Genomic DNA, 20,502 nt, shown 5'->3' with positions numbered 1-20,502 from the left:
GAGGGCCGGGCAAGATGCTGATATTCATGGACCGGCTGGCCCGGCTGATGGCGATCACCGGCGGGCTGGTGCTGACTGTCCTGGTCGGGTTGACCTGTGTCAGCGTGCTGGGCCGCGGGCTCAATACCCTGGGCCATTCCGGCGTTCTGGGCGAGGCCCTGGGCGCGGCGCTGATCAATAGCGGGGTCGGCCCGGTGGCCGGCGATTTCGAACTGGTCGAAGCCGGGGTGGCCTTTGCCATCTTTGCCTTCCTGCCGATCTGCCAGCTGCACGGCGGCCATGCGACGGTGGACATCTTTATCCAGGCCCTGCCGCTGCGCGCCAACCGCTGGCTGATCGCCTTCTGGGAGGTTGTGCTGAGCCTGACGATCTGGCTGATCACCCTGCGTCTGGCGGCCGGCATGATCGGCAAATACGGCAATGGCGAGACCACTTTTCTGCTGCAATTCCCGGTCTGGTGGGCCTATGCGGCCAGCCTCGTGGCGGCCGGCGTGGCCGCGGTGGTGGCAGGCTATTGCGCCTATGCGCGGCTGGCCTTTGCCCTGACCGGGCGGGCGCGGCTGCCGCAGGCCGAAGGAGCGGTGCATTGAGCTTGCTGACGCTGGGTTTCCTGTCTTTTCCCGTACTGCTGGTGATGATCTTTCTGCGCGCGCCGATCGGGCTGGCCATGCTGCTCTGTGGCATCGGCGGGCTCTGGCTCGCCACCGATGGCACCACGGTCTTCATGGCGCGGCTCAAGAGCGAGACCTACACCACCTTTTCCTCATATTCGCTGTCGATCATCCCGCTGTTCCTGCTGATGGGCCAGTTCGCCACGCTGTCGGGCATGTCGGCGGCGCTGTTTCGCGCCGCCGAGAGCTTTCTCGGCCATCGCAAGGGCGGGGTGGCGATGGCCGCCGTCGGCGCCTGCGCCGGATTTGGCGCGATCTGCGGTTCGTCGCTGGCCACGGCCGCCACCATGAGCCGCGTCGCTCTGCCGGAGCTCAAGCGTTACGGCTATTCCGGCGGCTTCTCGACCGCGACGCTGGCGGCGGGCGGCACCCTGGGCATCCTGATCCCGCCCTCGGTGATCCTGGTGATTTATGCCATCCTGACCGAGCAGAACATCGCCAAGCTGTTTCTTGCGGCCTTCGTGCCGGGGCTCTTGGCGGCGCTGGGTTATATCCTGACGATCTCGATCTATGTCCGCGTGAACCCCGAGGCGGCGGGCGTGCGGGCGCCGGTGCCCTGGGCCACGCGGCTGCGGAATTTCCTCGACGTCTGGCCGGTGGTGCTGGTCTTTGGCCTGGTGGTGGGCGGCATCTATGTCGGCTGGTTCACCCCGACCGAGGGCGCCGCGGTCGGCGCCGCCGGCACCGGCATCATTGCGCTGATCGGCGGCAACATGTCCTGGACAGTGTTCAAGGAGGCGATCCTGGTCACCGCTTCGTCGACCGCGATGATCTTTTTCATCGTTCTGGGGGCGGGGATCTACAATGGCTTCCTGGCGCTGACCCAGGTGCCGCAGGAGCTGGCCGACTGGGTAGTGGGGCAGGGCTTCAGCCCCTGGACGGTGCTGGCGCTGGTGCTGGTCTTCTATCTGGTGTTCGGCTGCCTGATGGACAGCCTGTCGATGATCCTGCTGACCATCCCGATCTTTTTCCCGGTGATCTCGCTGATGGATTTCGGTTTTGTCGATCTCGCCGCGATGCAGGCCGAGGCGGCGCGCGAGGTGCTGGCGGCGGGGGTGCCCGAGGGGATGGCGGCCGAGATGCTGGCCGCGATCCGCGAGGCCATGGCGACGGGCGCCGAGCTGAGCGGCGAGCAGATGCAGGCGCTGGGCATCCGGGTGACCGAAGGCATCGCCAACCGGATCGAGGCGGAACAGGTGGCGATCTGGTTCGGCATCCTGGTGCTGATCGTCGTCGAGGTCGGGCTGATCACGCCGCCGGTGGGGATGAACCTCTTTATCATCAACACCATGGACCGGACGACACCGATGGCCGACACCTATCGCGCGGTGATCTGGTTCGTCACCTCCGACATCCTGCGGGTGATCCTTCTGGTACTGTTTCCGGGGATCACATTGTTCCTGCTGGCGTGAGGCGGCGGGGCGCGGGTCTTGCCCGGGGGTGGCGACGCGAACCGGCGATCATCTCCCGGTCTACCCGAATGTCCCGGCCTGCCCGGCCTTGGGATGCGCTTTCTCGTAGACCTCGAGCAGCCGGGCGCTGTCGATGCCGGTGTACCCTTGGGTGGTGCTCAGCGAGGCATGGCCGAGGAGTTCCTGGATCGCCCGCAGGTCGCCGCCGGCGTTGAGCAGATGGGTGGCGAAGCTGTGGCGCATGGCATGCGGCGTGGCACTGGCGGGCAGGCCGAGCTGCATGCGCGCCTGCTGCATCGCCTTTTGCACCAGCCGCGGGTTGAGCCGCCCGCCGCGGGCGCCGAGAAACAGCGGCGCCTCCGGTTCGGGATCGAAAGGGCAGAGGGCGAGATAGGCATCGACAGCACGGGCGGCGGCGGGGATCACCGGCACGATCCGCTCTTTCTGACCCTTGCCCAGAACGCGCAGGCTGTCGCCCAGCGGCGCGGCGCCGCGGCTCAGCCCCAGCGCCTCGGAGATCCGCAACCCGCAGCCGTAAAGCAGCGTCACCACCGCCATGTCGCGGGCGGCGATCCAGCCGGTCTGGCTCTGCATCTCGATGGTGTCGATCATCGCGCGGGCGGCCTCTTCGGCCAGCGGGCGGGGCAGCTTGCGGGTATATTTCGGCGCCCGGGTCGAGAGCACGGCGGTGGGCTCGAAGCCCTCGCGTTCGGCCAGCCAGCGGTAGAAGCTCTTGACCGCCGAGAGCTTGCGCGCCAGCGTGCGCGGCCCCACCTCCGGTCCGCGAGTATGGGCCATCCAGGCGCGCATGTCGCGCAGGGTGATGCGCGAGAGCGGGCCCAGCCCTTGGGTGCCACCGTGGTATTCGGTCATGAAGGTTAGGAAGTTCAGCACATCGGCGCGATAGGCCCCGGTGGTGTTCTCGGCCCGGCCTTGCAGCGCGCGGGCCTGGGTCAGCCAGTCCTCCAACGCGTCGCGCGCCGCAGGCGAGATGAAGGTCGCGGGCGTGCTCACGCCAGCCAGCGGCGCATCGAGCGCTCGAAGACACCGGCGAAGAAGGCCAGCAGATCGGTGCCCTGCTGCGGCGTGAAGAGATGCGGATCCTCGGCGCCGAAGGCCAACATGCCGGGCAGCCGGCCGGGGCCGAGATCGAGCACCAGACAGGCCTCGGAACGGATGTCGCCGGCCTTGCCGCCGTAGAGCGCCGGATCGCCGGCGGCGCGCTGGCGCAGGGTGACCGGGCGCAGCCCGCCCATGCGGCCCTCGGTCACATATTGCGAGACATAGCCGGGTTCGGCCACCCGCAGCACATCTCCGAGTTTCGAGAACGCCGGATCGTCCTCGGCTCGCTCGGCGCTTTCCAGCACCAGCCGCACCGCATCGACGCGCAGGATATCGGCCACTTCGCCGCCCAGGCCGCGTAGGAAGGCTTCGAAATCCACCGGGTCGAGCATGCGCAGGATGGCGCGGTGCACCTGGTTGGTGCCGGCGAGATTCTCATAGGCCGCGGCAATGACGCTGCGGTGAGTGTCCTCGAGCCGGTCGAGGCGACGTTCCAGCCGCTCCATGGCAATGCCGCGCAGATCGACGATATTGCTGCCCATGGCCTTTTCATTGGCAGCGATCAGCGCATGCATCACGTCCTTGTCGTCGAGGATCACGGTGGGGCGCGCAATGATGGTGGCGCGGAGGTCGTCGTCGATCTTGAGGCTGGAGGTCATGCGTGTCCCTTAAGCGAATCCCGTGGTCCTTGCCGGAGGCTAGCAGGGCCTGCCCGGGCTTTCCGCAGGTTTTTGAGCGGCTTTGCGCCTTTTCTTCAGGTTGTGCCTTTCTGCCAACGCCGGACTGCGGGGCCGGGGCGGGAGCGAGGGGCCAGCCCCTCGCGCTCCCCGCGGTATTTGCAGCAAGAGGAAAGGGGCGGCCAGGGCCGTCCGCTGCCGGTGTCTTGGCAAACCGGCAGCGGTGGCATACCTCTCGGCAGAGTTTCGAGCCGCGAGGGACAGGGCCGCATGTGCCGCAGCTATTTCGACGAAGGCGACCGGATCGGTGTGCTTCTGACCCAGGCGATGGGCGATCTGGCCGGGGTGCTGGATTACCTGGCGCCGGCGGGCGGCTGCCATCTCGGGGCCTTTGTCGAGGTGCCGCTGGGCCCGCGCAGGATGCTGGGCGTGGTCTGGGGCGCCGGGGCGGGGGAGTTCGACCGCGCCAAGCTGCGGGCGGTGATCCGGGTGCTCGACGCGGCGCCGATGCGCGAGGGGATGCGTGCCTTTCTGACCCGCGCCGGCGCCTATACGCTGACGCCCCTGCCGGCGATGCTGCGGCTGGCCACCCGGGCGCCGGGGCTGGGCGCGCCGCCGGGGGCGCGCAAGATCTATCGCCGGGGCGAGGGGCTGCCGGATCGCGACACCAAGGCGCGTCGCGCGGTGCTCGGGGTGCTGGAGGACTATGGCGGGTTGGCCTTTACCCTCAAGGAGCTGGCCGAGATGGCCGGGGTTTCGCCTTCGGTGGTCAAGGGGCTGGCCGCCCAGGGCGTGGTGCGTGAGGAGGAGGCGCCGCGCGACACGCCCTATCTGCCGCTCGATCCCGCGCGTCCCGGCAAGACGCTGACCACCGACCAGATGACGGCGGTGGCACATCTGCACACCGCCGCCGGCCAGGGTTATTCCACGACGCTGCTGCGCGGGGTCACCGGATCGGGCAAGACCGAAGTCTACCTCGAGGCGGTGGCCGATTGCCTGCGCCGCGGACGGCAGGCGCTGGTGCTGCTGCCCGAGATCGCGCTGACCCAGGAATTCCTGACCCGGGTGGAGGCGCGGTTCGGCGCGAAACCGGCGGAATGGCATTCGGGCATTACCCAGACCGAGCGGCGGCGCTGCTGGAAGATGGTCGGCGAGGGCGGGGCGCAGATGGTCGTGGGCGCGCGGTCGGCGCTGTTCCTGCCGTTTCGCGACCTCGGGCTGATCGTCGTCGACGAGGAACATGACACCTCCTACAAGCAGGGCGACGGGGTGCTCTATAATGCGCGTGACATGGCGGTGCTGCGCGCTTCGCTGGAAGACGCGCAGGTGGTGCTGGCCTCGGCGACGCCGTCGCTGGAGAGCTGGGCCAATGCGCAGGCCGGCAAGTACACGCGGATCGAGCTGACGTCGCGTTTTGGCGCGGCGGTGCTGCCGGAGATGCGGGCGATCGACATGCGGGCCGAAAGCCTGCCATCGGATCGCTGGGTCTCGCCGACGCTCCAGGCGGCGGTGAATGCCCGGCTGGAACGCGGCGAGCAGTCGCTGCTGTTCATCAACCGGCGGGGCTATGCGCCGATCACGCTGTGCCGCGCCTGCGGCCATCAGATCGAATGCCCGCAGTGCGATGCGCGGATGGTCGAACACCGGTTTCTCAAGCGGTTGGTCTGCCATCAATGCGGCGAGAGCCGGCCGATGCCCGAAATCTGCCCCTCCTGCGAGGCGGAAGGCCGGCTGGCGGCGGTGGGGCCGGGGGTGGAGCGGCTGACCGAGGAGGCGGTGGCGCTGTTTCCGCAGGCCCGCGTGGCGACATTGTCGTCGGACATGTACGGCTCGGCCCGGGCGCTGAAGACGCAGATCGAGGAGATCGCCGGCGGCGGTGCCGATATCGTCATCGGCACCCAGCTGGTGGCCAAGGGGCACAATTTTCCGCTGCTGACGCTGGTCGGGGTGATCGACGCCGATCTTGGCCTGCATGGCTCCGACCTGCGGGCTGCCGAGCGTACCTTTCAACTGGTGCGCCAGGTCGCAGGCCGCGCCGGGCGGGCCGAGAAGCCCGGACTTGCGCTGATCCAGACCCACCAGCCCGAACATCCGGTGATCCGGGCGATCATTGCCGGCGACGAGGAGCGCTTCTGGCAGGCCGAGGCCGAGGAACGCCGCGCCGCCGGGGTGCCGCCTTATGGCCGGCTGGCGGGGATCATCATTTCAGCCGAAGAGGCGCAGCCGGCCTTCGACCTGGGCGCGGCGCTGGCGCGCAATGACGCGGCGCTGCGGCGGGTGGGGGCGCAGGTCTTTGGCCCGGCGCCGGCGCCGATCGCCCGGGTTCGCGGGCGGCACCGGGTGCGGCTTCTGGTCAAGGCCGACAAGGGCGTGGCCTTGCAGGGGGCGCTGGCCGAATGGATCGGCCAGTTCCCGGTGCGTGGCGGGCTGCGGCTGGCGGTGGATATCGACCCGCAAAGTTTCTTCTAGCGGCTCAGCGCGCGCGCCAGGGCGTGGTACGAGGCTTTGGGCGTGCGCGTCTGGGTGGCGTAATCGACGTGCACGAGGCCGAAGCGCTTGTCATAGCCGAAGGCCCATTCGTAATTGTCCAGCAGCGACCAGTAGAAGAAGCCGCGCAGATCGACACCCTCGGCAATGGCGGCGCGCGCGGCATCGAGATGGGAGTCGATGAAGCCCTGGCGTAGCGGGTCGTGTACCGCACCGTCCTGCACCGCATCATCGCCCGCCATGCCGTTCTCGGTGACATAGATCGGCAGCCCCCGGGCCGGTCCCTGTGCCAGCCGCAGCAGGAATTCGCGCAGGCCCTCGGGGCGGATTTCCCAGCCCATTGCCGTCTTGGGCAGCGGGCCATCGACCGTGCGGTATCGTGGCCAGGGCCGGGTGGGGTCTGCGGCATAAAGCGCGCGGGTGTAATAATTCACTCCCAGCCAGTCGAGCGGGGTGGCGATGGTGTCCATATCCGCCTGCCAGCCCGCCGGCATATGCGGGCCGAGGCCTTCGAGCGCCTCGGCCGGATAGCCCTGGCCGGCGATGGCCTCGATGAACCAGCGGTTGTAGATCGCATCGGCCCGGGCGGCGGCGGCCCGGTCTTCGGAGCTGTCGCTGGCGGGGCTGGCGGTTTCGAAGTTCAACACGATGCCGAGGTCTTTCGCTCCGCTGGCGCGCAGCGCCTGCATCGCGGTGCCATGGGCCAGCAATACATGGTGCATGGCATGGGCGGCGGCGCGGATGTCGCGCAGGCCGGGCGCATGGGCGCCGATGAAATGCGACAGCCAGGCGACGCACCAAGGCTCGTTGATGGTGGCGGTGGCGGCGACACGATCGCCGATGCGGTCGAAGACCACCGCGCAATAGTCGGCGAACCAGCCGGCAATGTCGCGATTGGTCCAGCCGCCGTTCATCGCCAGCGCCGACGGCAGATCCCAGTGATACAGCGTCAGGAACGGCGTCATCCCGCGCGCGAGCACGCCGTCGACCAGCCGGTCGTAGAAGTCGAGGCCCTCGGCGTTGGGGCGGCCGGTGCCCTCGGGCATGACCCGTGACCAGGAGGTCGAGAAGCGGTAGGCGTCGAAGCCGGCCGCCTGCATCAGATCGAGATCCTCCTGCCAGCGGTTGTAATGGTCGCAGGCCACCGCGCCGTCGTCGGCGCCGACCACATTGCCGGGGGTGGCGGCGAAGGTGTCCCAGTGGCTGGCACCGGCGCCGCCGAAGCCGGAGCCCTCGATCTGATAGGCGGCGGTGGCGGCGCCAAACAGGAAGTCGGTCGGGAAATCGCTGCGGGCGTTGCGAAGCGCGTCTGTCACGGGTCGGTCTCCTGTCAAAATAGGGTGGTGCCGGCGCAGAATGACAGCGCTAACGGCGCTGTCAACTTGGCGATCCGCCGGAGCGGGGTTTATCCGAACAGGTCGCTCTGTCCCGGCGCGCGGGGGGCGGGCAGGCCAAGGTGGGTCCAGGCCTTCTGGGCCAGCATCCTGCCGCGCGGGGTGCGCTGGATCAGGCCCTGTTGCAGCAGGTAGGGCTCGATCACCTCTTCCAGCGCATCGCGGCTTTCGCTGAGCGCGGCGGAAATCGTCTCGATCCCCACCGGGCCGCCGGAGTAGTTTTCGGCGATCAGCTTGAGATAGCGCCGGTCGGCGCCGTCGAGGCCGAGGTTGTCGACGCCCAGCCGGGTCAGCGCGCCATCCGCCAGCTCGCGGGTGATATGACCGTCGCCATCGACCACGGCGAAATCCACCACCCGCCGCAGTAGCCGCCCGGCGATGCGCGGCGTGCCACGGGCGCGGCGGGCGATCTCTCTGGCGCCTGCGTCGTCGGCGGGCACCCCGAGCTTGACGGCATTGCGGCTGACAATCTCGTGCAGCTCGTCGATGGTGTAGAAATTGAGCCGCGTCGGAATGCCGAAGCGGTCGCGCAGCGGCGTCGTCAGCAGGCCAAGGCGGGTGGTCGCGCCGACCAGGGTGAAAGGTTGCAGCTCGATCCGCACGGTGCGCGCGGCCGGGCCTTCGCCGATCACCAGGTCCAGTTCGAAATCCTCCAGCGCCGGATAAAGCACTTCTTCCACCACCGGGTTGAGCCGGTGGATCTCGTCGATGAACAGGACGTCGCGGGCCTCGAGGTTGGTCAGGATGGCCGCCAGATCGCCGGCCTTGGCCAGCACCGGTCCCGAGGTCATGCGGAAGTTGACGCCCAGCTCGCGCGCCATGATCTGCGCCAGCGTCGTCTTGCCCAGGCCCGGCGGGCCGTGAAACAGCGTGTGGTCCATCGCCTCGCCGCGTTGCCGGGCGGACTGAATGAAGACGCGCAGGTTGGCGCGGGCCTCGGCCTGACCGATGAAATCGCCGAGCTGCTGCGGGCGCAGCGCGCGGTCGACATCCTCGGGCCGCGCTTCGGGGCGCAGGGTGGGGTCCGGTTCGCTCATCTCTGCCGCTCCTCGCGCCTTTGCCTCATCCTTTCGGCGCCAAGAGCTTGAGCGCGGCGCGGATCAGGGCCGGGGTTTCGGCCGCGGGGTCGTCGCCGGCGGCCTGGGCCACCGCGCCCGCCGCCTCGCCGGGACCGTAGCCCAGGTTGCTCAATGCCGACAGCGCCTCGGCCTGGGCGTTGCTTGTCTTGGGTGCGGGTTTGGCTGCGGGCCGGGCCGGGGCCGGCTCGATCACCGCGTCTTCGACATCGCCCAGTTCGGCCGTCCGGGCGCCGCCCATGGCCATCACCGCCGGCGCCTTGTCCTTCAGCTCATGCACCACCCGCTGCGCGGTTTTGGGGCCGATCCCCTTGGCCGCCTTGATCGCCGTGACATCGCCAAGCGCGATCGCCCGGCCCACGCCCTCGGGGCCCAGTGCGCCCTGGATCGCCAGTGCCGCCTTGGCGCCGACGCCCTGCACCGTCAGCAGCAGCCGGTGCCATTCCTTCTCGACCAGCGACGGAAAGCCGTAGAGCTGCAACAGATCCTCGCGCACCACCAGATCGGTATAAAGCGCCACCGCTTCGCCGGGGCCGGGCAGGGTGGCCAGGGTGCGCTCGGAACAGAACACCACATAGCCCACGCCGCGCACGTCGAGCAGCACGTGATCCTCGCCGCGATAGTCGATCCGCCCCGAGAGCTTGCCGATCATGACGCCCGCGCCTCGCGCAGGCTGGGCGAACGGTAATAGAGCGCATGGGTGATGGCGATGGCCAGCGCGTCGGCCGCATCGGCCCCGGCCAGCACCACGCCGGGCAATTGCATCTTGACCATATGGGCCACCTGTTTCTTGTCCGCATGGCCGACACCGACCACGCATTTCTTGACCGCGTTGGGGGCATATTCGCCAACCGCGAGCCCGGCCTGCGCCGGCACCAGAAGCGCGATGCCCCGGGCCTGGCCCAGCTTCAGCGTCGCCACCGCATCCTTGTTGACGAAGGTCTGTTCCACCGCCGCCGTGGTGGGGGCGAACCGCGCCAGCACCGCCGAGAGCTGTTCATGCAACGACACCAGCCGCAGTGCAAGATCCGTGCCCGAGGAATGGCAGATGCCGTTTGCCACATGCGTCAGCTTGTTGCCCGAGACGTCGATCACGCCCCAGCCCAGGTTGCGCAAACCCGGATCGATGCCCAGAACCCGCATGACTGCCCCGTTTGTTGCCTTTTTGTTTCGCTAGCACGAACCGGGAACAAAGGCCAAGCGAAACCTGTCAAGCCGATTGCCCGGTCAGGACCGGGCCGGCGGCGATCCAGGGCCGTCGCAAAACGCGTCCCGCGAAGGTCTGAAAACGACATGAAAGCCCTTAGTTTATTGATTTATTTCAGACTCTTGGGGGCCAAAAGAGCCATGCAGAAAACGCATATGGGGAATGCGCCGGTGGCGCTTGCTCGGGGCGTGTTTGCACATTAATTGCGCGAAATGAAAACACGCGCCGCCATGGCGCTTTAGCCTAGGAGCAAAACAATGGCAGTTTCTGAACAGAGCCACGCCCATATCGCCATTGCCGGCGTTGCCGAACGGATCGGTCGCGTCATTATCGCCATGATCTCGGCCGTGCAAGAGTGGAACGACGCCCGCCAGACCCGCAAGATGCTGTCGCAGCTGAGCGAGAGCGAGCTGGACGACATCGGTCTGACCCGCGCTGACATCGACCGCGTCGCACGCGGCGATTATCACTGAAAGCGCGCAGATGAGTACGCCCCCGGGCCGCGACTTCGATGGAAGCCGCGGCCTTACTCGTTAATGGGGGGCGGGTAAGTCTGATGATGCGGCCCGCAGAAATCTAGGCGTGGGTGCGGGCCGCGGGAATCCGGTCCGGGCCGCGGGGGGCGGTCGGACCGGAGCACTGGTTAACAAACAATCGGATGCGCGGGGCGCGGCACGCCAGGGCCGGCGCCCCTGCGATCACATAAGCAGCGGTGCAATGAAGCGGGCGACGGCCTGCGATACGGGCTCGATCTGCATCGCCCAGGCGGCGCCCTGCTCGAAAATCGTGCCCTCGGCCAGCAGCGCCAGCTTGTCTTCGTATTGAACTGGGCCCTGATGGGCGATCAGCAGGCCCTTGAAGCCGACAAAGCCCAGGCCGATGGTCAGCAGGCCGCGCAGCGGCACGCCGGTGAGCCCGCGGCGCGGACGTTGACGGATGACCCCTGTACGGTCAATGAAATTGACGTGACCGCGCGCCAGCTTGCGGTTCTTTCTGGCAATGCGATTCACACGTTTGTCGAAATGGAAAAGCGTTTCCGACATGGCAGCCTCTAACTATCTGGCCCCCACCAGACACGGGAACCTTAATGGGCTGCAAATGTGGCGGCACTGCGGCAACTGCCTCGAATTGACCGAAAAACCCCGCAAAATCAGCTAGATTTGCGGAGGGTCAGGGTCGTCCATTCAACAATATCTTCGCGTTGCACCAGATTGATACCATTCCGGGAATAAACCGCAATGACCTCATCCGCCTGTTCGGTGAGGATTCCGGATAGAATCGCATATCCCCCGGTATCGAGCGCCCGGGCCATATCGGGAGCCAGGGCGATCAGCGGCCCCATCAGGATATTGGCAAAGACCAGATCAAAGGGCGCGCGCGCGGCGATGTCGGGATGATCGAAGCCGGTGGCCTCGACACAGGCCACCCGTCCCTCGAGCCCGTTGGCGCGGACATTGGCCTCGGCCACGTCGACGGCCACCCGGTCGATATCCGAAGCCAGCACTTCTTGCGGCCAGATCCGCGCCGCCGCCATCGCCAGAACGGCAGTGCCACAGCCGATGTCGGCCACGCTCTGGCCTTCGAAGCCCTCATTGGCCAGCCGGTCGAGCGCCCGCAGACAGCCCAGCGTGGTGCCATGGTGGCCGGTGCCAAAGGCCATGGCGGCCTCGATCAGCAGCGGCTCGGCGTTTTCGGGCACCTTGTCGGCGTCATGGCTGCCATAGACAAAGAACCGGCCGGCCTCGACCGGAGCAAGCTCGCGCCGGACCTTGGCCACCCAGTCGGTCTCGGGCAGTTCAGAGATGACGAAGTCCTTGGCCGCGAAGGCGGCCGAGAGCAGCGCAAGCGCTGCCGCATCGGGGGATTCGGTGAAATAGCCGCCGATTTCCCAGAGGCCCGAGCCATCCTCCATCTCGAAGACGCCGACGCCGGTGGGCTCCGGCTCCAGCCGTTCCATCGCCAGACCGAGCGCATGGGCCTGATCTTTTCCGGTCAGGGTGGTGAAGGCGGTGAATGTGGGCATGAGGAGCCTCCTGGCAAGCGTTTCCGGTCTCTAGCCCGAAGTCGCGGCCATGGCCAGCCACTCTCTGCCTGGCCCGGATGGCCCGCCGCGCCCCGGACGTGATCCGGGGCCTCTTGGCCCGGCTGGCGAAGCGCTCCCGGCGCGGGGCCGGGCCGGGATCACTCGGCGGGGGCGGCGGCGATATAGCCGGAAAACACCGTCTCGTTGCCGGGCGCCGGGTGGCGCGGGATCAGCAGCGCCAACAAGAAGGAGGCCGTGGCGATCCCCGCCGCCCCGACAAAGACCGCGCCGGGCGAGATCAGCCAGAGATACCCCAGCCCTGCCGGCAGGAACACCGCCGCGATATGGTTGATGGTAAAGGCCACCGCCGCCGTGGGGGCGATGTCGCGCGGATCGGCGATCTTCTGGAAATAGGTCTTGAGCGCCAGCGCCAGGGCAAAGAACATGTGATCGATCACGTAAAGCGAGGCGGCCAGCAGCACGCCCCAGCCGAAATAGTAGATGCCGCCATAAGCCAGAAACACCGCGATCAGCCCGGCGTATTCAAAGAGCAGCGTCGCGCGTTCGCCGAACCGGCCGACGGCGCGGCCCATCACGGGAGCAAAGACCATGTTGGCCACGAGGTTGATCAGGAACAGCGCCGTGACTTCATGCACCTGAAAGCCGAAGCGTTCGACCATCATGAAACCGGCAAAGACCACGAAGATCTGCCGCCGCGCACCGGACAGGAATTGCAGCACGTAATAGAGCCAGTAGCGCCGCCGCAGGATCAGCTTCTTGATCTGCGGATCGGGGGCTTCGAACCGCGGATAGGCCAGCATCGCCAGCACGGCCAGCGCCGCAGTGATGCCGCCGGCGATCAGGTAGACATGCGGATAGGACAGTCCCAGAGCCTCCCAGGTCAGCACGATGGCGCCATAGGCCAGCAGGGTCGCCGCCGAGCCCGCCGCCAGCAGCAGGCCGAGAATGCGCGGCGCCTGATCTTTGGGCAGCCATTGCAACTGTAACGACTGGTTGACCGTCTCGTAGTAGTGAAAGCCGATCGATGACAGCATGGTCACTGTCAGGATACCCGCCATCGAGGGGAAATAGGAGGTCACCGCCGTCGCCACCCCCAACAGCAGCAGCGCGACAAGCCCCAGCACCTGCTCATGCATAAGCATGATCAGCGCGATGACGCCCACCGCCAGAAAGCCGGGGATTTCGCGTACCGTGTGCAGCCAGCCGATGTCCGATCCGTCAAACCCGGCCACTTCGATGACGAAGTTGTTGAGCAGCGCCGACCAGGTGGCAAAGGCCACTGGCATCGCCGCCGCCATAAGAAACAGCAACGTCACCGGCCGCTGCCAGAGCGGCAGCTCGCGGGAGGTGGAAAGGGGCACACAACGGATCATGAGCCTTGCCATACGCCCGCCCGCGCGCGAAGGCGAGCGAAACCGGCGCGCAGGCGCCTCTGCATGGCCGCACAGAGCGCGGTTTATCCCGCCGTCGCAGGGTGCTAAGGACGGCGCCATGCTGACGTCCGACGATATCGCCCCGCTTTTCACCCGCGCCGACGGGAGCTATCTCTTTGCCCGCTGGGGCCGTCCGATCGCGCCGATCGTCTTTGGCGTGACCGAGGCCACCCTGCCTGTGATCAAGGGCGCGATGGAGGCGGTGGTTGCCATGGCCGGCCACCAGATGGCCGAGACCGACCCGGAGCTGGGCAGCAACTGCATGTTTTTCTTCTTCCGTGACTGGGACGAGCTGACCGAGGTGCCCGACCTCGACAAGCTGGTGCCGGATCTGGCGCCGCTTGTGACGCGGCTCAAGGCGGCAGAGGCCAACCAGTACCGGGTGTTCCGTTTTGACGATCAGGGCGCGATCAAGGCGGCTTTTGTCTTTCTGCGGATGGACAAGGAGCTGGGCGCCCAGCCGGCCGCGGATCTGGCGCTGGGGCAGGTGGTGCAGGTGATGCTGCTCTGGTCGGAACAGGCCTTTGCCGAGGTCTCGCCCTTGGCCATTGCCGGGGGCAGGACCGTCTTGCGCCCCGAGATCGGCGCCGTGATCCGCGCCGGCTATGATCCCGTGATGCCGGCGGTGGCGCAGGATCCGAGCCATGCGCTCCGGCTGGCGGCGCGGGTGGGCATGGCGCAATAGCTTTGTGGGGGCAGGGCCGCGGCGCCCTCCCGAACGCCGCGACCCCGGATCATCTGTCGGGGGCAGGTTTCACTTCTTGTCGTGCCGACCCGGGGCGTAATCCTTGCCGTTGGTCCGGCCATCGCCATTGCGATCCTCGCCGACGCTGGCCGAATAGCCGGGCGAATAATCGCCGCCGTTGGCCTTGCCGTTGCCATTGCGGTCGCTGATGTCGTCAGGGTTGTCCTTGGCCACCTGTCCCGGCGGATTGCCGCCTTCGTGCAGGGCGGCCACGGGGCCAGCGGCAATAACCGCGCTCAGTGCAATCAGAAAAAGTCTCATGCTGTAATCTCCCATGTCAGACCGAAATCCTCGGTCGGCGGAAGCTACGTAAGGTCAACCTCAAAAGTTTCGCGCGTGACGGATTTTTCGCGGATCAGGGGGCGGCCGCGCCATCAGGCGGCTTGTTCCACCCGCGTCTCTGCATCGGCAATCGGCCAGTCGGCGATCAGCTCTCGCAGCAGGGGAAAGGCGCGGTGCATCTTCTCCATCTCATCGGCCTGTACGATGTTGTCGGAATACTGCGCCCGGCTGTCGTTGCTGTCGTGCACCGCCCGGATATAGCTCGGGCTGCGCGAATAGATCACCCGGACCGGGCGACGCTCGAGGATCTTCTTGTGGGCGATGCCAAAGGGCTGACGGCGCGATCCGGTGGGGGCGGTGACCGCCAGCCCGAGATTGGTGGCCGCATTGAGCCGGTGGCGCAGCGATATCTGGCCGTCCCGGAACACTGCCGAAATGCCACGCGCATGCGAGAGAAAACAATATTCCTCGCCCGGCGCGCGCAGTTTCTTGGCGGCCATCGCCTCGGCGCGCAGCTTTTCGGTGAAATCGGCGCTGACCGCGTCATCGTCATCGAGCACGATCTGCGTGCTCCAGGGATCGCGGTTGAAGGTTGCCTTGCGGTAGCGGGTGAAACAGGTGCCGGCGCTGTCGGGGCCGCGAAAGATCACATGCGCGCGGTCGCCCAGCATGTCGCCGCAGACCTGTTGCAGCCGGGATTTGTGCCGCTCTGGCAGCGCCTCGGCCGAAAGCACGATCAGGCCGAAATCGCCATCGCTCTGATCGGCCAGCGAGCGCAGGGCGATCTTTTCGAGGAAATAATGCCGCCCGTCAAGCCGCGCGTCATCGAACAGCTTGGCGGCGTCGTTCGACGCCTCGGATTGCCAGCCGGAGCGCCCGAAATAGGAATAGCGCATTTCGTAGATCATGTGCATCGGCGGCCTCGCGGATCATTCGAGACAAAGTCTAGCGAGAGGCGGGCGGCCAACCAAGCGGCTTAGCGGCACTTGCGTCGGGGCTGTTGCCAAATTGAATCCGCCCGGCTTGCACCGCGCGCGGCGGGATGGTTTGACGGGGGCGGGCAACAGGGGATTTGCGATGCGCCACCGTTTCGACTGCCGGGTCTATTACGAAGACACCGATATGGCGGGGATCGTCTACCACGCCAATTTCCTCAAGTTCATCGAACGCGGGCGCAGCGAATGGGTGGCCTCGCTGGGAATCGACCAGCGGCAGATGAAGACGCGTGACGGGCAGGTCTTTGTCGTCAGGCGGATCGAAGGCGACTATCTGAGCCCGGCGTATTATGGTGATGACCTGACGGTCCTGACCACAGCGGACAAGATCGGCGGCGCCCGCATGGTACTGCGCCAGCAGGTCTGCCGGGATGAGACGCCGCTGTTCGAGGCGCTGGTGACCGTGGTGGTTCTGGGGCCGGGTGGTCAGGTGCTGCGGCTGCCGCCGGAGCTGCGGCGCGCGCTGTCCTAGCCGCTGGCGCAGCCGCGAATGTCGACGGCGTGACGTTTGCCCAGAACGGTAAAGCGCAGGCCGGAGCGGTCGAGCGCAAAGGGCGCGCCCTCGACATGCTGCATTTCGGTCGATGCGGTCAGGATGTTGCCGGCGCGGCGGGTCTCGGCCTCGGCGACCCAGATCGACGGGTTGGCGGTCTCGACCACCACGAACTCCTGGCCGCCGGCGCTGGGCATGGCGATGCGCGCGGTCAGGGCGACGCCGCCCTCGACCGGCGAGATGCGGCAGGAAACCTGGCCGACCTGCGCCTCGCGCGCCGTCAGCGGCCGGTCGACCAGCGCCGCGACAAGCCGCGGATCGCGCCTGTCGCCGGGGGTCAGCGTGGCGGAGAACCGCAATTCCGCAGGCACGCAGACATCCTTGCAGACGCCAAGCTCCATTCGGCCGGTCAGGCGCATCTCGCCGCCGGTGCTCTCCGGGCGGATCATCAGCGGGATCACCACGTCGCCGGGATAGCCGATTGAGGTCATGCCGTTCTGGTCCATCGCCTCGGGCGTCGGCCAGAGCGCGCGCAGGCCGGCGATATTGCGGCTGCCGGCCCAATCGAAACGCGGCGGGATGCCGGCGTCGCCGGGGCTGCGCCAATAGGTCTTCCACCCCGGCGCGAGATCGAGCAGCAGCCCGACCACATGGCTGCCGTCGGCCTGTTGCCAGCCGGGGATCAGCGCGGCGCGCGCCACCTCTGTCGTCTGGGCGGCGGCGGGCCCGGCAAGTCCGAACGCAAGCGCAAGTGAAGTCAGCAGGTGTCGCATCATAGGTTATGAGATGCGGGAAAGCCGGCTGAAATCCAACTCACTTTGTGGCGAGCCTTGCGTCATCTGGCGCCACGGCCCATCTTGACTGCAAGGCAGCAAGGGGAGCGCAGAGGCGATGAACGAGCCGATGACCAACGACGGCGATACCGGCCTGACAGGACAAGTGCTGATCGCGATGCCGGGGATGCTTGACCCGCGCTTCGCCCATTCCGTCGTCTATCTCTGTGCCCATTCACCGGAAGGCGCGATGGGGCTGATCTTCAACAAGCCGGTGGCCGATCTCGGGCTGGGCGAGTTGCTGGAACAGCTCGAGGTGCCGGTGACCGACGACTTCCGCCAGAGCCGGCTGCATTTCGGCGGACCGGTGGAGCAGGGCCGGGGCTTCGTGCTGCACACGCCGGATTACGAATCGCCGGTGGCGACCCTGCATGTGGACGAGATGGTCTCGATGACCGCGACGATGGACATCCTCGAAGAGATCGGCGCCGGCCGCGGCCCGCGGCGGCGTCTGGTGGCGCTGGGGTATGCCGGATGGGGGCCGGGGCAGCTCGAGATGGAGCTCGGGCAGAACGGCTGGCTGACCTGCGAACCCGACCCGGCGCTGCTTTTTGACCGGCCGGACCCGGAAAAATGGGAGGCCGCGCTGGGCGTGCTGGGGATCGATGCCCTGGCGCTGTCCGCGACTGCCGGGCACGCCTGAACGGCGCGCGCGTCGCGAGGGCAGGCCGCTTTGTCGCGTCCCGGGTTTGCTTCGGGATCGCGCCCGGCGTTGCGGCCCCGGACTTGGCCCGGAGGCCCCGGATCGGGTCCGGGGCGGTGGTGGGAGCAGGGATGGCCTTGAAAGGCACGCGTCCCGGGCTCGCCCCGGGACCTCGCGGCTGAAGGCCCCCCGGGCTGAAAATCAGCCGGCAGCCACCCGTTGCCAGACCCAGGCGCCGTCGTCGCGGATCTCGCGCGTGGCCTGACCGGTGTGCCAGAGGTGCAGGCAATGCGCCATCGCCTCGACCATCGCCAAGCCGTATTCGCCGGCGCCGATCCGGCGCTTGAACAGCGGCGCGAAGCAGTCGGTGGCGGTGCGCGGCGTTGCGAGATGGGCGGCAAGCCGCCTGAGCGCGCCATGATGGTTGTCGATCAACTGGTGCAGGCGCAGCGGCAGCCCGGTGAAGGGCAGCTTGTGCCCGCCAAGCACCAGGTGCTCCTCGCGCGCGAGCGGCAGGAAGCGTTCGCAGCTCTCCAGCCAGTCGGCCACCGGATCGGCCTCGGGCTCGGTGGCATAGACGCCGATGTTCGACGAGATCGACGGCAGGATCTGATCGCCGGCGATCACCAGGTTGTCGTCGCGACTCCAGAAGGTGGCATGCGCCGGGGCATGGCCATTGCCGAGATGCACGGCCCAGCGGCGGCCGCCCATGGTGACCTCGTCACCCTGGGCGATCCGATGAAACCCCAGCGGCAGCGGCGCCACCACATCGGCGAAATTGAACGGCCGCTCGGCGCTGCGTTTCGCCAGGATCTCGGGGTCCATGCCGCAGGCGCGCCAGAAGGCCAGGGTTTCCTCGGTGGGCCCGTGCTGTTCGTCCAGCGTCAGCATCCGCGTCATCAGCCAGGCGGTGCGGGTGGCCCAGACCTCGGCGCCATGGGTGGATTTGAGCCAGCCCACCATGCCGGTGTGATCGGGGTGGTGGTGGGTCATCACCACGCGGCGCACGGGCTTGCCGGCGAGCGGCCCGGCAAGCAGCCGGTCCCAGAGCGCGCGGCTGCGTTTCGACGAAACGCCGCTGTCGATCACCGTCCAGCCGTCGCCATCATCGAGCGCATAGACGTTGACATGGTCCAGCGCCATGGGCAGCGGCAGGCGCATCCAGAGCACACCCGGCGCCACCTCCGTCGCCGCGCCCTCGGCGGGTGGCTCGGGCCAGGGATAGCGGATGCCGGAGGTGTCGCCGTCCCGCATCAGGAGGCCAGGTCTTCGGGGCTCAGCGCATAGAGGGCCGCCGCGCCGGCGCGCGATTGTTCGAGCAGGCTGGCGTGTTCCGGCAGCAGCCGTTCGATGTAGAACCGCGCCAGCCGGCCGCGGGCGCTGTCGGCGCCGTCGGCCTCGGCGGCCTTGAGGTGGAAATGTCCGCCCAGCACCCGGGCAAAGCCCATCAGGAAAGGCACCGCGCCGGCGAAGCGTTCGTTCAGGTCGCTTGTACCGATCAGAGCCTCGACGGTTTCGCGCAGCGTTTCCGAGGCCTGCCAGACCGGCTCGGCCAGATCGGGCAGGGTGGCGCGCAGCCCCTCGGCATGGGCCTCGACCTCATCCAGCAGCGCATTCATCGCCTCGCCGCCGTCCATCATCTTGCGGCCCACCAGATCCATCGCCTGAATGCCGTTGGTGCCCTCGTAGATCGCGGTGACGCGGACATCGCGATAGAATTGCGCCGCGCCGGTCTCTTCGATGAAGCCCATGCCGCCGTGCACCTGCACCCCGGTTTCGGCGACGCGCATGCCGGTCTGGGTGCCAAAGGCCTTGGCGATCGGGGTCAGCAGCGCGGCCCGCGCCGTCCAGGCCGGATCGCCGGTGGCCTGGCCCATGTCGATCGCCTGGGCGCATGCCACGGCAATGGCACGGGCGACAAAGGTGTCGGCGCGCATTTCGGCCAGCATCCGGCGCACGTCGGCGTGATCGACGATGGTGCCGGTGCCGCCCGCGACCGGGGTGCGGCCCTGCTTGCGGTCGAGCGCATAGGCCAGCGCGGTCTGGGTCGCCGCCTCGGCCTGGCCCAGCCCCTGCACACCGACGCCGAGGCGGGCGTTGTTCATCATGGTGAACATGGCGCGCATGCCGTCATGCGCCTCGCCCACCAGCCAGCCGGTGGCGCCGTCGTACTCCATCACCGCCGTGGGCGAGCCATGCAGGCCCATCTTGTGCTCGAGCGAGACCACCCGCAGGCTGTTGGGTTTGCCGGGAGCGCCGTTGTCATCGGGGATGAACTTGGGCACCAGGAAAAGCGAGATGCCCTTGGTGCCCGGCTTGCCATCGGGCAGGCGAGCGAGGACCAGGTGACAGACGTTCTCGGCAAAGTCATTGTCGCCCCAGGAGATGAAGATCTTCTGGCCGGAGACCGCATAGGTGCCGTCGCCGTCGGGCTCGGCCTTCGACCGCAGCGCGCCCACGTCCGACCCGGCCTGCGGCTCGGTCAGGTTCATCGTGCCGGTCCATTCGCCCGAGATCAGCTTGGGGATATAGAGGTCTTTCAGCGCGTCCGAGGCGTGGTTTTCCAGCGCCTCGATCTGGCCCTGGCTCATCAACGGCGCCAGTTGCAGCGACAGGCAGGCGCCCGACATCATGTCGTTGACCGCCGTGGTCAGCATCATCGGCAGGCCCATGCCGCCATGTTCGGGGCTGGCCGACATGCCGATCCAGCCACCTTCGCCGATCGCCTTGTGCCCCTCGGCAAAGCCGGGCGAGGTGCGCACCACGCCGTTTTCAAGCACCGCCGGGTGCAGATCGCCGTTGCGCTGGTACTGCGAAAGCTTGTCCTCGCAAAGCCGGGCGGCCTCGGCCAATACGGCCTGGGCCATGTCTTCGGAGGCTTCGGCGAAGGTTTCGGTTGCGGCAACCGGGGCCAGTGGCACGACATGGCGGAAAATGACGTCGTAATCACTGAGCGGGGCGGAATAGGCCATGGGAATACTCCCTTGCAAAGGCTTTGCTTTCTGTTGCGCTACAGCTATACGGCTGCGCAGCTTTGCGGCAACTGAA

At 67.5% G+C, this 20,502-nt stretch carries 21 protein-coding genes; 7 read left to right on the top strand and 14 right to left on the bottom strand.

The annotated features are described in order from the left end of the window. Positions 1-14: 14 nt before the first annotated feature. Positions 15-590, top strand: a complete 576-nt coding sequence (locus AC0J5K_RS13535) for a TRAP transporter small permease (RefSeq protein ID WP_274566025.1) — start codon at positions 15-17, stop codon at positions 588-590. Continuing rightward, positions 587-2,083: a TRAP transporter large permease gene (locus tag AC0J5K_RS13530; RefSeq protein WP_274566024.1), complete on the top strand. Its 1,497-nt coding sequence runs from the start codon at positions 587-589 to the stop codon at positions 2,081-2,083. The genes AC0J5K_RS13535 and AC0J5K_RS13530 overlap by 4 nt, the downstream gene beginning before the upstream one ends. Before the next feature lie 60 nt (positions 2,084-2,143). Here AC0J5K_RS13530 and AC0J5K_RS13525 read toward each other — a convergent pair whose 3' ends face one another. Together AC0J5K_RS13525 and AC0J5K_RS13520 are read right to left on the bottom strand one after the other, a co-directional pair. Further along, positions 2,144-3,097, bottom strand: coding sequence for a tyrosine recombinase XerC (locus AC0J5K_RS13525; RefSeq protein WP_407657382.1), 954 nt, complete (start codon positions 3,095-3,097; stop codon positions 2,144-2,146). Then, on the bottom strand, positions 3,094-3,804 hold the full coding sequence (locus AC0J5K_RS13520) for a DUF484 family protein (protein ID WP_074836210.1): 711 nt from the start codon (positions 3,802-3,804) through the stop codon (positions 3,094-3,096). The genes AC0J5K_RS13525 and AC0J5K_RS13520 overlap by 4 nt, the downstream gene beginning before the upstream one ends. A gap of 288 nt (positions 3,805-4,092) precedes the next feature. Here AC0J5K_RS13520 and AC0J5K_RS13515 point away from each other — a divergent pair, with 288 nt between their 5' ends. Beyond that, positions 4,093-6,291 carry a primosomal protein N' gene (locus tag AC0J5K_RS13515; RefSeq protein WP_074836211.1) on the top strand — a complete coding sequence of 733 codons (2,199 nt, stop codon included), beginning with the start codon at positions 4,093-4,095 and terminating at the stop codon, positions 6,289-6,291. Here the strand turns inward: AC0J5K_RS13515 and AC0J5K_RS13510 are convergent. The 4 genes from AC0J5K_RS13510 to ruvC all read right to left on the bottom strand — a co-directional run bounded on the left by AC0J5K_RS13510 (position 6,288) and on the right by ruvC (position 9,922). Next, complete coding sequence (locus AC0J5K_RS13510) at positions 6,288-7,625, bottom strand: GH1 family beta-glucosidase (protein ID WP_274566023.1); 1,338 nt, start codon at positions 7,623-7,625, stop codon at positions 6,288-6,290. The two genes, AC0J5K_RS13515 and AC0J5K_RS13510, sit on opposite strands and share 4 nt — an antisense overlap. 89 nt (positions 7,626-7,714) lie before the next feature. Next, positions 7,715-8,740 carry a Holliday junction branch migration DNA helicase RuvB gene (gene ruvB / locus AC0J5K_RS13505; protein WP_274566022.1) on the bottom strand — a complete coding sequence of 342 codons (1,026 nt, stop codon included), beginning with the start codon at positions 8,738-8,740 and terminating at the stop codon, positions 7,715-7,717. Positions 8,741-8,765: 25 nt separating this feature from the next. Beyond that, positions 8,766-9,431, bottom strand: a complete 666-nt coding sequence (gene ruvA / locus AC0J5K_RS13500; RefSeq protein WP_048532812.1) for a Holliday junction branch migration protein RuvA — start codon at positions 9,429-9,431, stop codon at positions 8,766-8,768. Next, positions 9,428-9,922 carry a crossover junction endodeoxyribonuclease RuvC gene (gene ruvC, locus AC0J5K_RS13495; RefSeq protein ID WP_074836216.1) on the bottom strand — a complete coding sequence of 165 codons (495 nt, stop codon included), beginning with the start codon at positions 9,920-9,922 and terminating at the stop codon, positions 9,428-9,430. Before ruvC ends, ruvA begins: the two co-directional genes overlap by 4 nt. A 321-nt stretch (positions 9,923-10,243) precedes the next feature. Between ruvC and AC0J5K_RS13490 the strand changes: the two genes are divergently transcribed. Beyond that, positions 10,244-10,459 (top strand): DUF1127 domain-containing protein, encoded by a 216-nt coding sequence (locus AC0J5K_RS13490; RefSeq protein ID WP_048532810.1) that lies wholly within the window; start codon positions 10,244-10,246, stop codon positions 10,457-10,459. 225 nt (positions 10,460-10,684) lie between these two features. Here AC0J5K_RS13490 and AC0J5K_RS13485 read toward each other — a convergent pair whose 3' ends face one another. The 3 genes from AC0J5K_RS13485 to AC0J5K_RS13475 all read right to left on the bottom strand — a co-directional run bounded on the left by AC0J5K_RS13485 (position 10,685) and on the right by AC0J5K_RS13475 (position 13,403). Further along, positions 10,685-11,029, bottom strand: a complete 345-nt coding sequence (locus AC0J5K_RS13485) for a Rossmann-fold NAD(P)-binding domain-containing protein (RefSeq protein ID WP_048532809.1) — start codon at positions 11,027-11,029, stop codon at positions 10,685-10,687. A gap of 107 nt (positions 11,030-11,136) precedes the next feature. After that, complete coding sequence (locus tag AC0J5K_RS13480; RefSeq protein WP_274566021.1) at positions 11,137-12,009, bottom strand: 50S ribosomal protein L11 methyltransferase; 873 nt, start codon at positions 12,007-12,009, stop codon at positions 11,137-11,139. Between the two features lie 158 nt (positions 12,010-12,167). Beyond that, on the bottom strand, positions 12,168-13,403 hold the full coding sequence (locus tag AC0J5K_RS13475) for an MFS transporter (RefSeq protein ID WP_274566020.1): 1,236 nt from the start codon (positions 13,401-13,403) through the stop codon (positions 12,168-12,170). A 118-nt stretch (positions 13,404-13,521) separates the two neighbouring features. On the opposite strand from AC0J5K_RS13475, the gene AC0J5K_RS13470 reads away from it, so the two are divergent. Next, positions 13,522-14,148: a hypothetical protein gene (locus tag AC0J5K_RS13470; protein ID WP_074836221.1), complete on the top strand. Its 627-nt coding sequence runs from the start codon at positions 13,522-13,524 to the stop codon at positions 14,146-14,148. 69 nt (positions 14,149-14,217) lie between these two features. On the opposite strand, the gene AC0J5K_RS13465 is transcribed toward AC0J5K_RS13470, so the two are convergent. Next, positions 14,218-14,469, bottom strand: coding sequence for a hypothetical protein (locus tag AC0J5K_RS13465; protein WP_048532805.1), 252 nt, complete (start codon positions 14,467-14,469; stop codon positions 14,218-14,220). A 113-nt stretch (positions 14,470-14,582) separates the two neighbouring features. Further along, the gene (locus tag AC0J5K_RS13460) at positions 14,583-15,404 is read right to left on the bottom strand and encodes a glycosyltransferase (RefSeq protein ID WP_074836224.1); all 822 of its coding nucleotides are present in this window, start codon (positions 15,402-15,404) and stop codon (positions 14,583-14,585) included. Positions 15,405-15,567: 163 nt separating this feature from the next. Here AC0J5K_RS13460 and AC0J5K_RS13455 point away from each other — a divergent pair, with 163 nt between their 5' ends. Continuing rightward, entirely contained in the window at positions 15,568-15,957 is a 390-nt protein-coding gene (locus AC0J5K_RS13455; protein ID WP_074836225.1) for a YbgC/FadM family acyl-CoA thioesterase, read from the top strand. On the opposite strand, the gene AC0J5K_RS13450 is transcribed toward AC0J5K_RS13455, so the two are convergent. Beyond that, positions 15,954-16,751 carry a protein-disulfide reductase DsbD domain-containing protein gene (locus AC0J5K_RS13450; RefSeq protein WP_083416010.1) on the bottom strand — a complete coding sequence of 266 codons (798 nt, stop codon included), beginning with the start codon at positions 16,749-16,751 and terminating at the stop codon, positions 15,954-15,956. The genes AC0J5K_RS13455 and AC0J5K_RS13450 overlap by 4 nt on opposite strands. A 118-nt stretch (positions 16,752-16,869) precedes the next feature. Between AC0J5K_RS13450 and AC0J5K_RS13445 the strand changes: the two genes are divergently transcribed. Continuing rightward, positions 16,870-17,454, top strand: a complete 585-nt coding sequence (locus AC0J5K_RS13445; protein WP_244526469.1) for a YqgE/AlgH family protein — start codon at positions 16,870-16,872, stop codon at positions 17,452-17,454. Between the two features lie 201 nt (positions 17,455-17,655). Here the strand turns inward: AC0J5K_RS13445 and AC0J5K_RS13440 are convergent, their stop codons facing one another. Both AC0J5K_RS13440 and AC0J5K_RS13435 read right to left on the bottom strand, forming a co-directional pair. After that, positions 17,656-18,708 carry an MBL fold metallo-hydrolase gene (locus tag AC0J5K_RS13440; RefSeq protein ID WP_074836229.1) on the bottom strand — a complete coding sequence of 351 codons (1,053 nt, stop codon included), beginning with the start codon at positions 18,706-18,708 and terminating at the stop codon, positions 17,656-17,658. Then, entirely contained in the window at positions 18,708-20,426 is a 1,719-nt protein-coding gene (locus AC0J5K_RS13435; protein WP_074836230.1) for an acyl-CoA dehydrogenase, read from the bottom strand. The genes AC0J5K_RS13440 and AC0J5K_RS13435 overlap by 1 nt, the downstream gene beginning before the upstream one ends. Positions 20,427-20,502: the final 76 nt, after the last annotated feature.

The organism is Marinovum sp. E3, from assembly GCF_055755275.1.
This window is presented reverse-complemented; position numbering and strand designations above follow the sequence as displayed.

Coding starts and splice junctions, on each gene's coding strand:
- AC0J5K_RS13535 (WP_274566025.1), top strand. CDS start 15: ATGCTGATATTCATGGACCGGCTGGCCCGGCTGATGGCGATCACCGGC.
- AC0J5K_RS13520 (WP_074836210.1), bottom strand. CDS start 3,804: ATGACCTCCAGCCTCAAGATCGACGACGACCTCCGCGCCACCATCATT.
- AC0J5K_RS13515 (WP_074836211.1), top strand. CDS start 4,093: ATGTGCCGCAGCTATTTCGACGAAGGCGACCGGATCGGTGTGCTTCTG.
- ruvB (WP_274566022.1), bottom strand. CDS start 8,740: ATGAGCGAACCGGACCCCACCCTGCGCCCCGAAGCGCGGCCCGAGGAT.
- ruvA (WP_048532812.1), bottom strand. CDS start 9,431: ATGATCGGCAAGCTCTCGGGGCGGATCGACTATCGCGGCGAGGATCAC.
- ruvC (WP_074836216.1), bottom strand. CDS start 9,922: ATGCGGGTTCTGGGCATCGATCCGGGTTTGCGCAACCTGGGCTGGGGC.
- AC0J5K_RS13490 (WP_048532810.1), top strand. CDS start 10,244: ATGGCAGTTTCTGAACAGAGCCACGCCCATATCGCCATTGCCGGCGTT.
- AC0J5K_RS13485 (WP_048532809.1), bottom strand. CDS start 11,029: ATGTCGGAAACGCTTTTCCATTTCGACAAACGTGTGAATCGCATTGCC.
- AC0J5K_RS13480 (WP_274566021.1), bottom strand. CDS start 12,009: ATGCCCACATTCACCGCCTTCACCACCCTGACCGGAAAAGATCAGGCC.
- AC0J5K_RS13475 (WP_274566020.1), bottom strand. CDS start 13,403: ATGATCCGTTGTGTGCCCCTTTCCACCTCCCGCGAGCTGCCGCTCTGG.
- AC0J5K_RS13470 (WP_074836221.1), top strand. CDS start 13,522: ATGCTGACGTCCGACGATATCGCCCCGCTTTTCACCCGCGCCGACGGG.
- AC0J5K_RS13465 (WP_048532805.1), bottom strand. CDS start 14,469: ATGAGACTTTTTCTGATTGCACTGAGCGCGGTTATTGCCGCTGGCCCC.
- AC0J5K_RS13460 (WP_074836224.1), bottom strand. CDS start 15,404: ATGCACATGATCTACGAAATGCGCTATTCCTATTTCGGGCGCTCCGGC.
- AC0J5K_RS13455 (WP_074836225.1), top strand. CDS start 15,568: ATGCGCCACCGTTTCGACTGCCGGGTCTATTACGAAGACACCGATATG.
- AC0J5K_RS13450 (WP_083416010.1), bottom strand. CDS start 16,751: ATGCGACACCTGCTGACTTCACTTGCGCTTGCGTTCGGACTTGCCGGG.
- AC0J5K_RS13445 (WP_244526469.1), top strand. CDS start 16,870: ATGAACGAGCCGATGACCAACGACGGCGATACCGGCCTGACAGGACAA.
- AC0J5K_RS13440 (WP_074836229.1), bottom strand. CDS start 18,708: ATGCGGGACGGCGACACCTCCGGCATCCGCTATCCCTGGCCCGAGCCA.
- AC0J5K_RS13435 (WP_074836230.1), bottom strand. CDS start 20,426: ATGGCCTATTCCGCCCCGCTCAGTGATTACGACGTCATTTTCCGCCAT.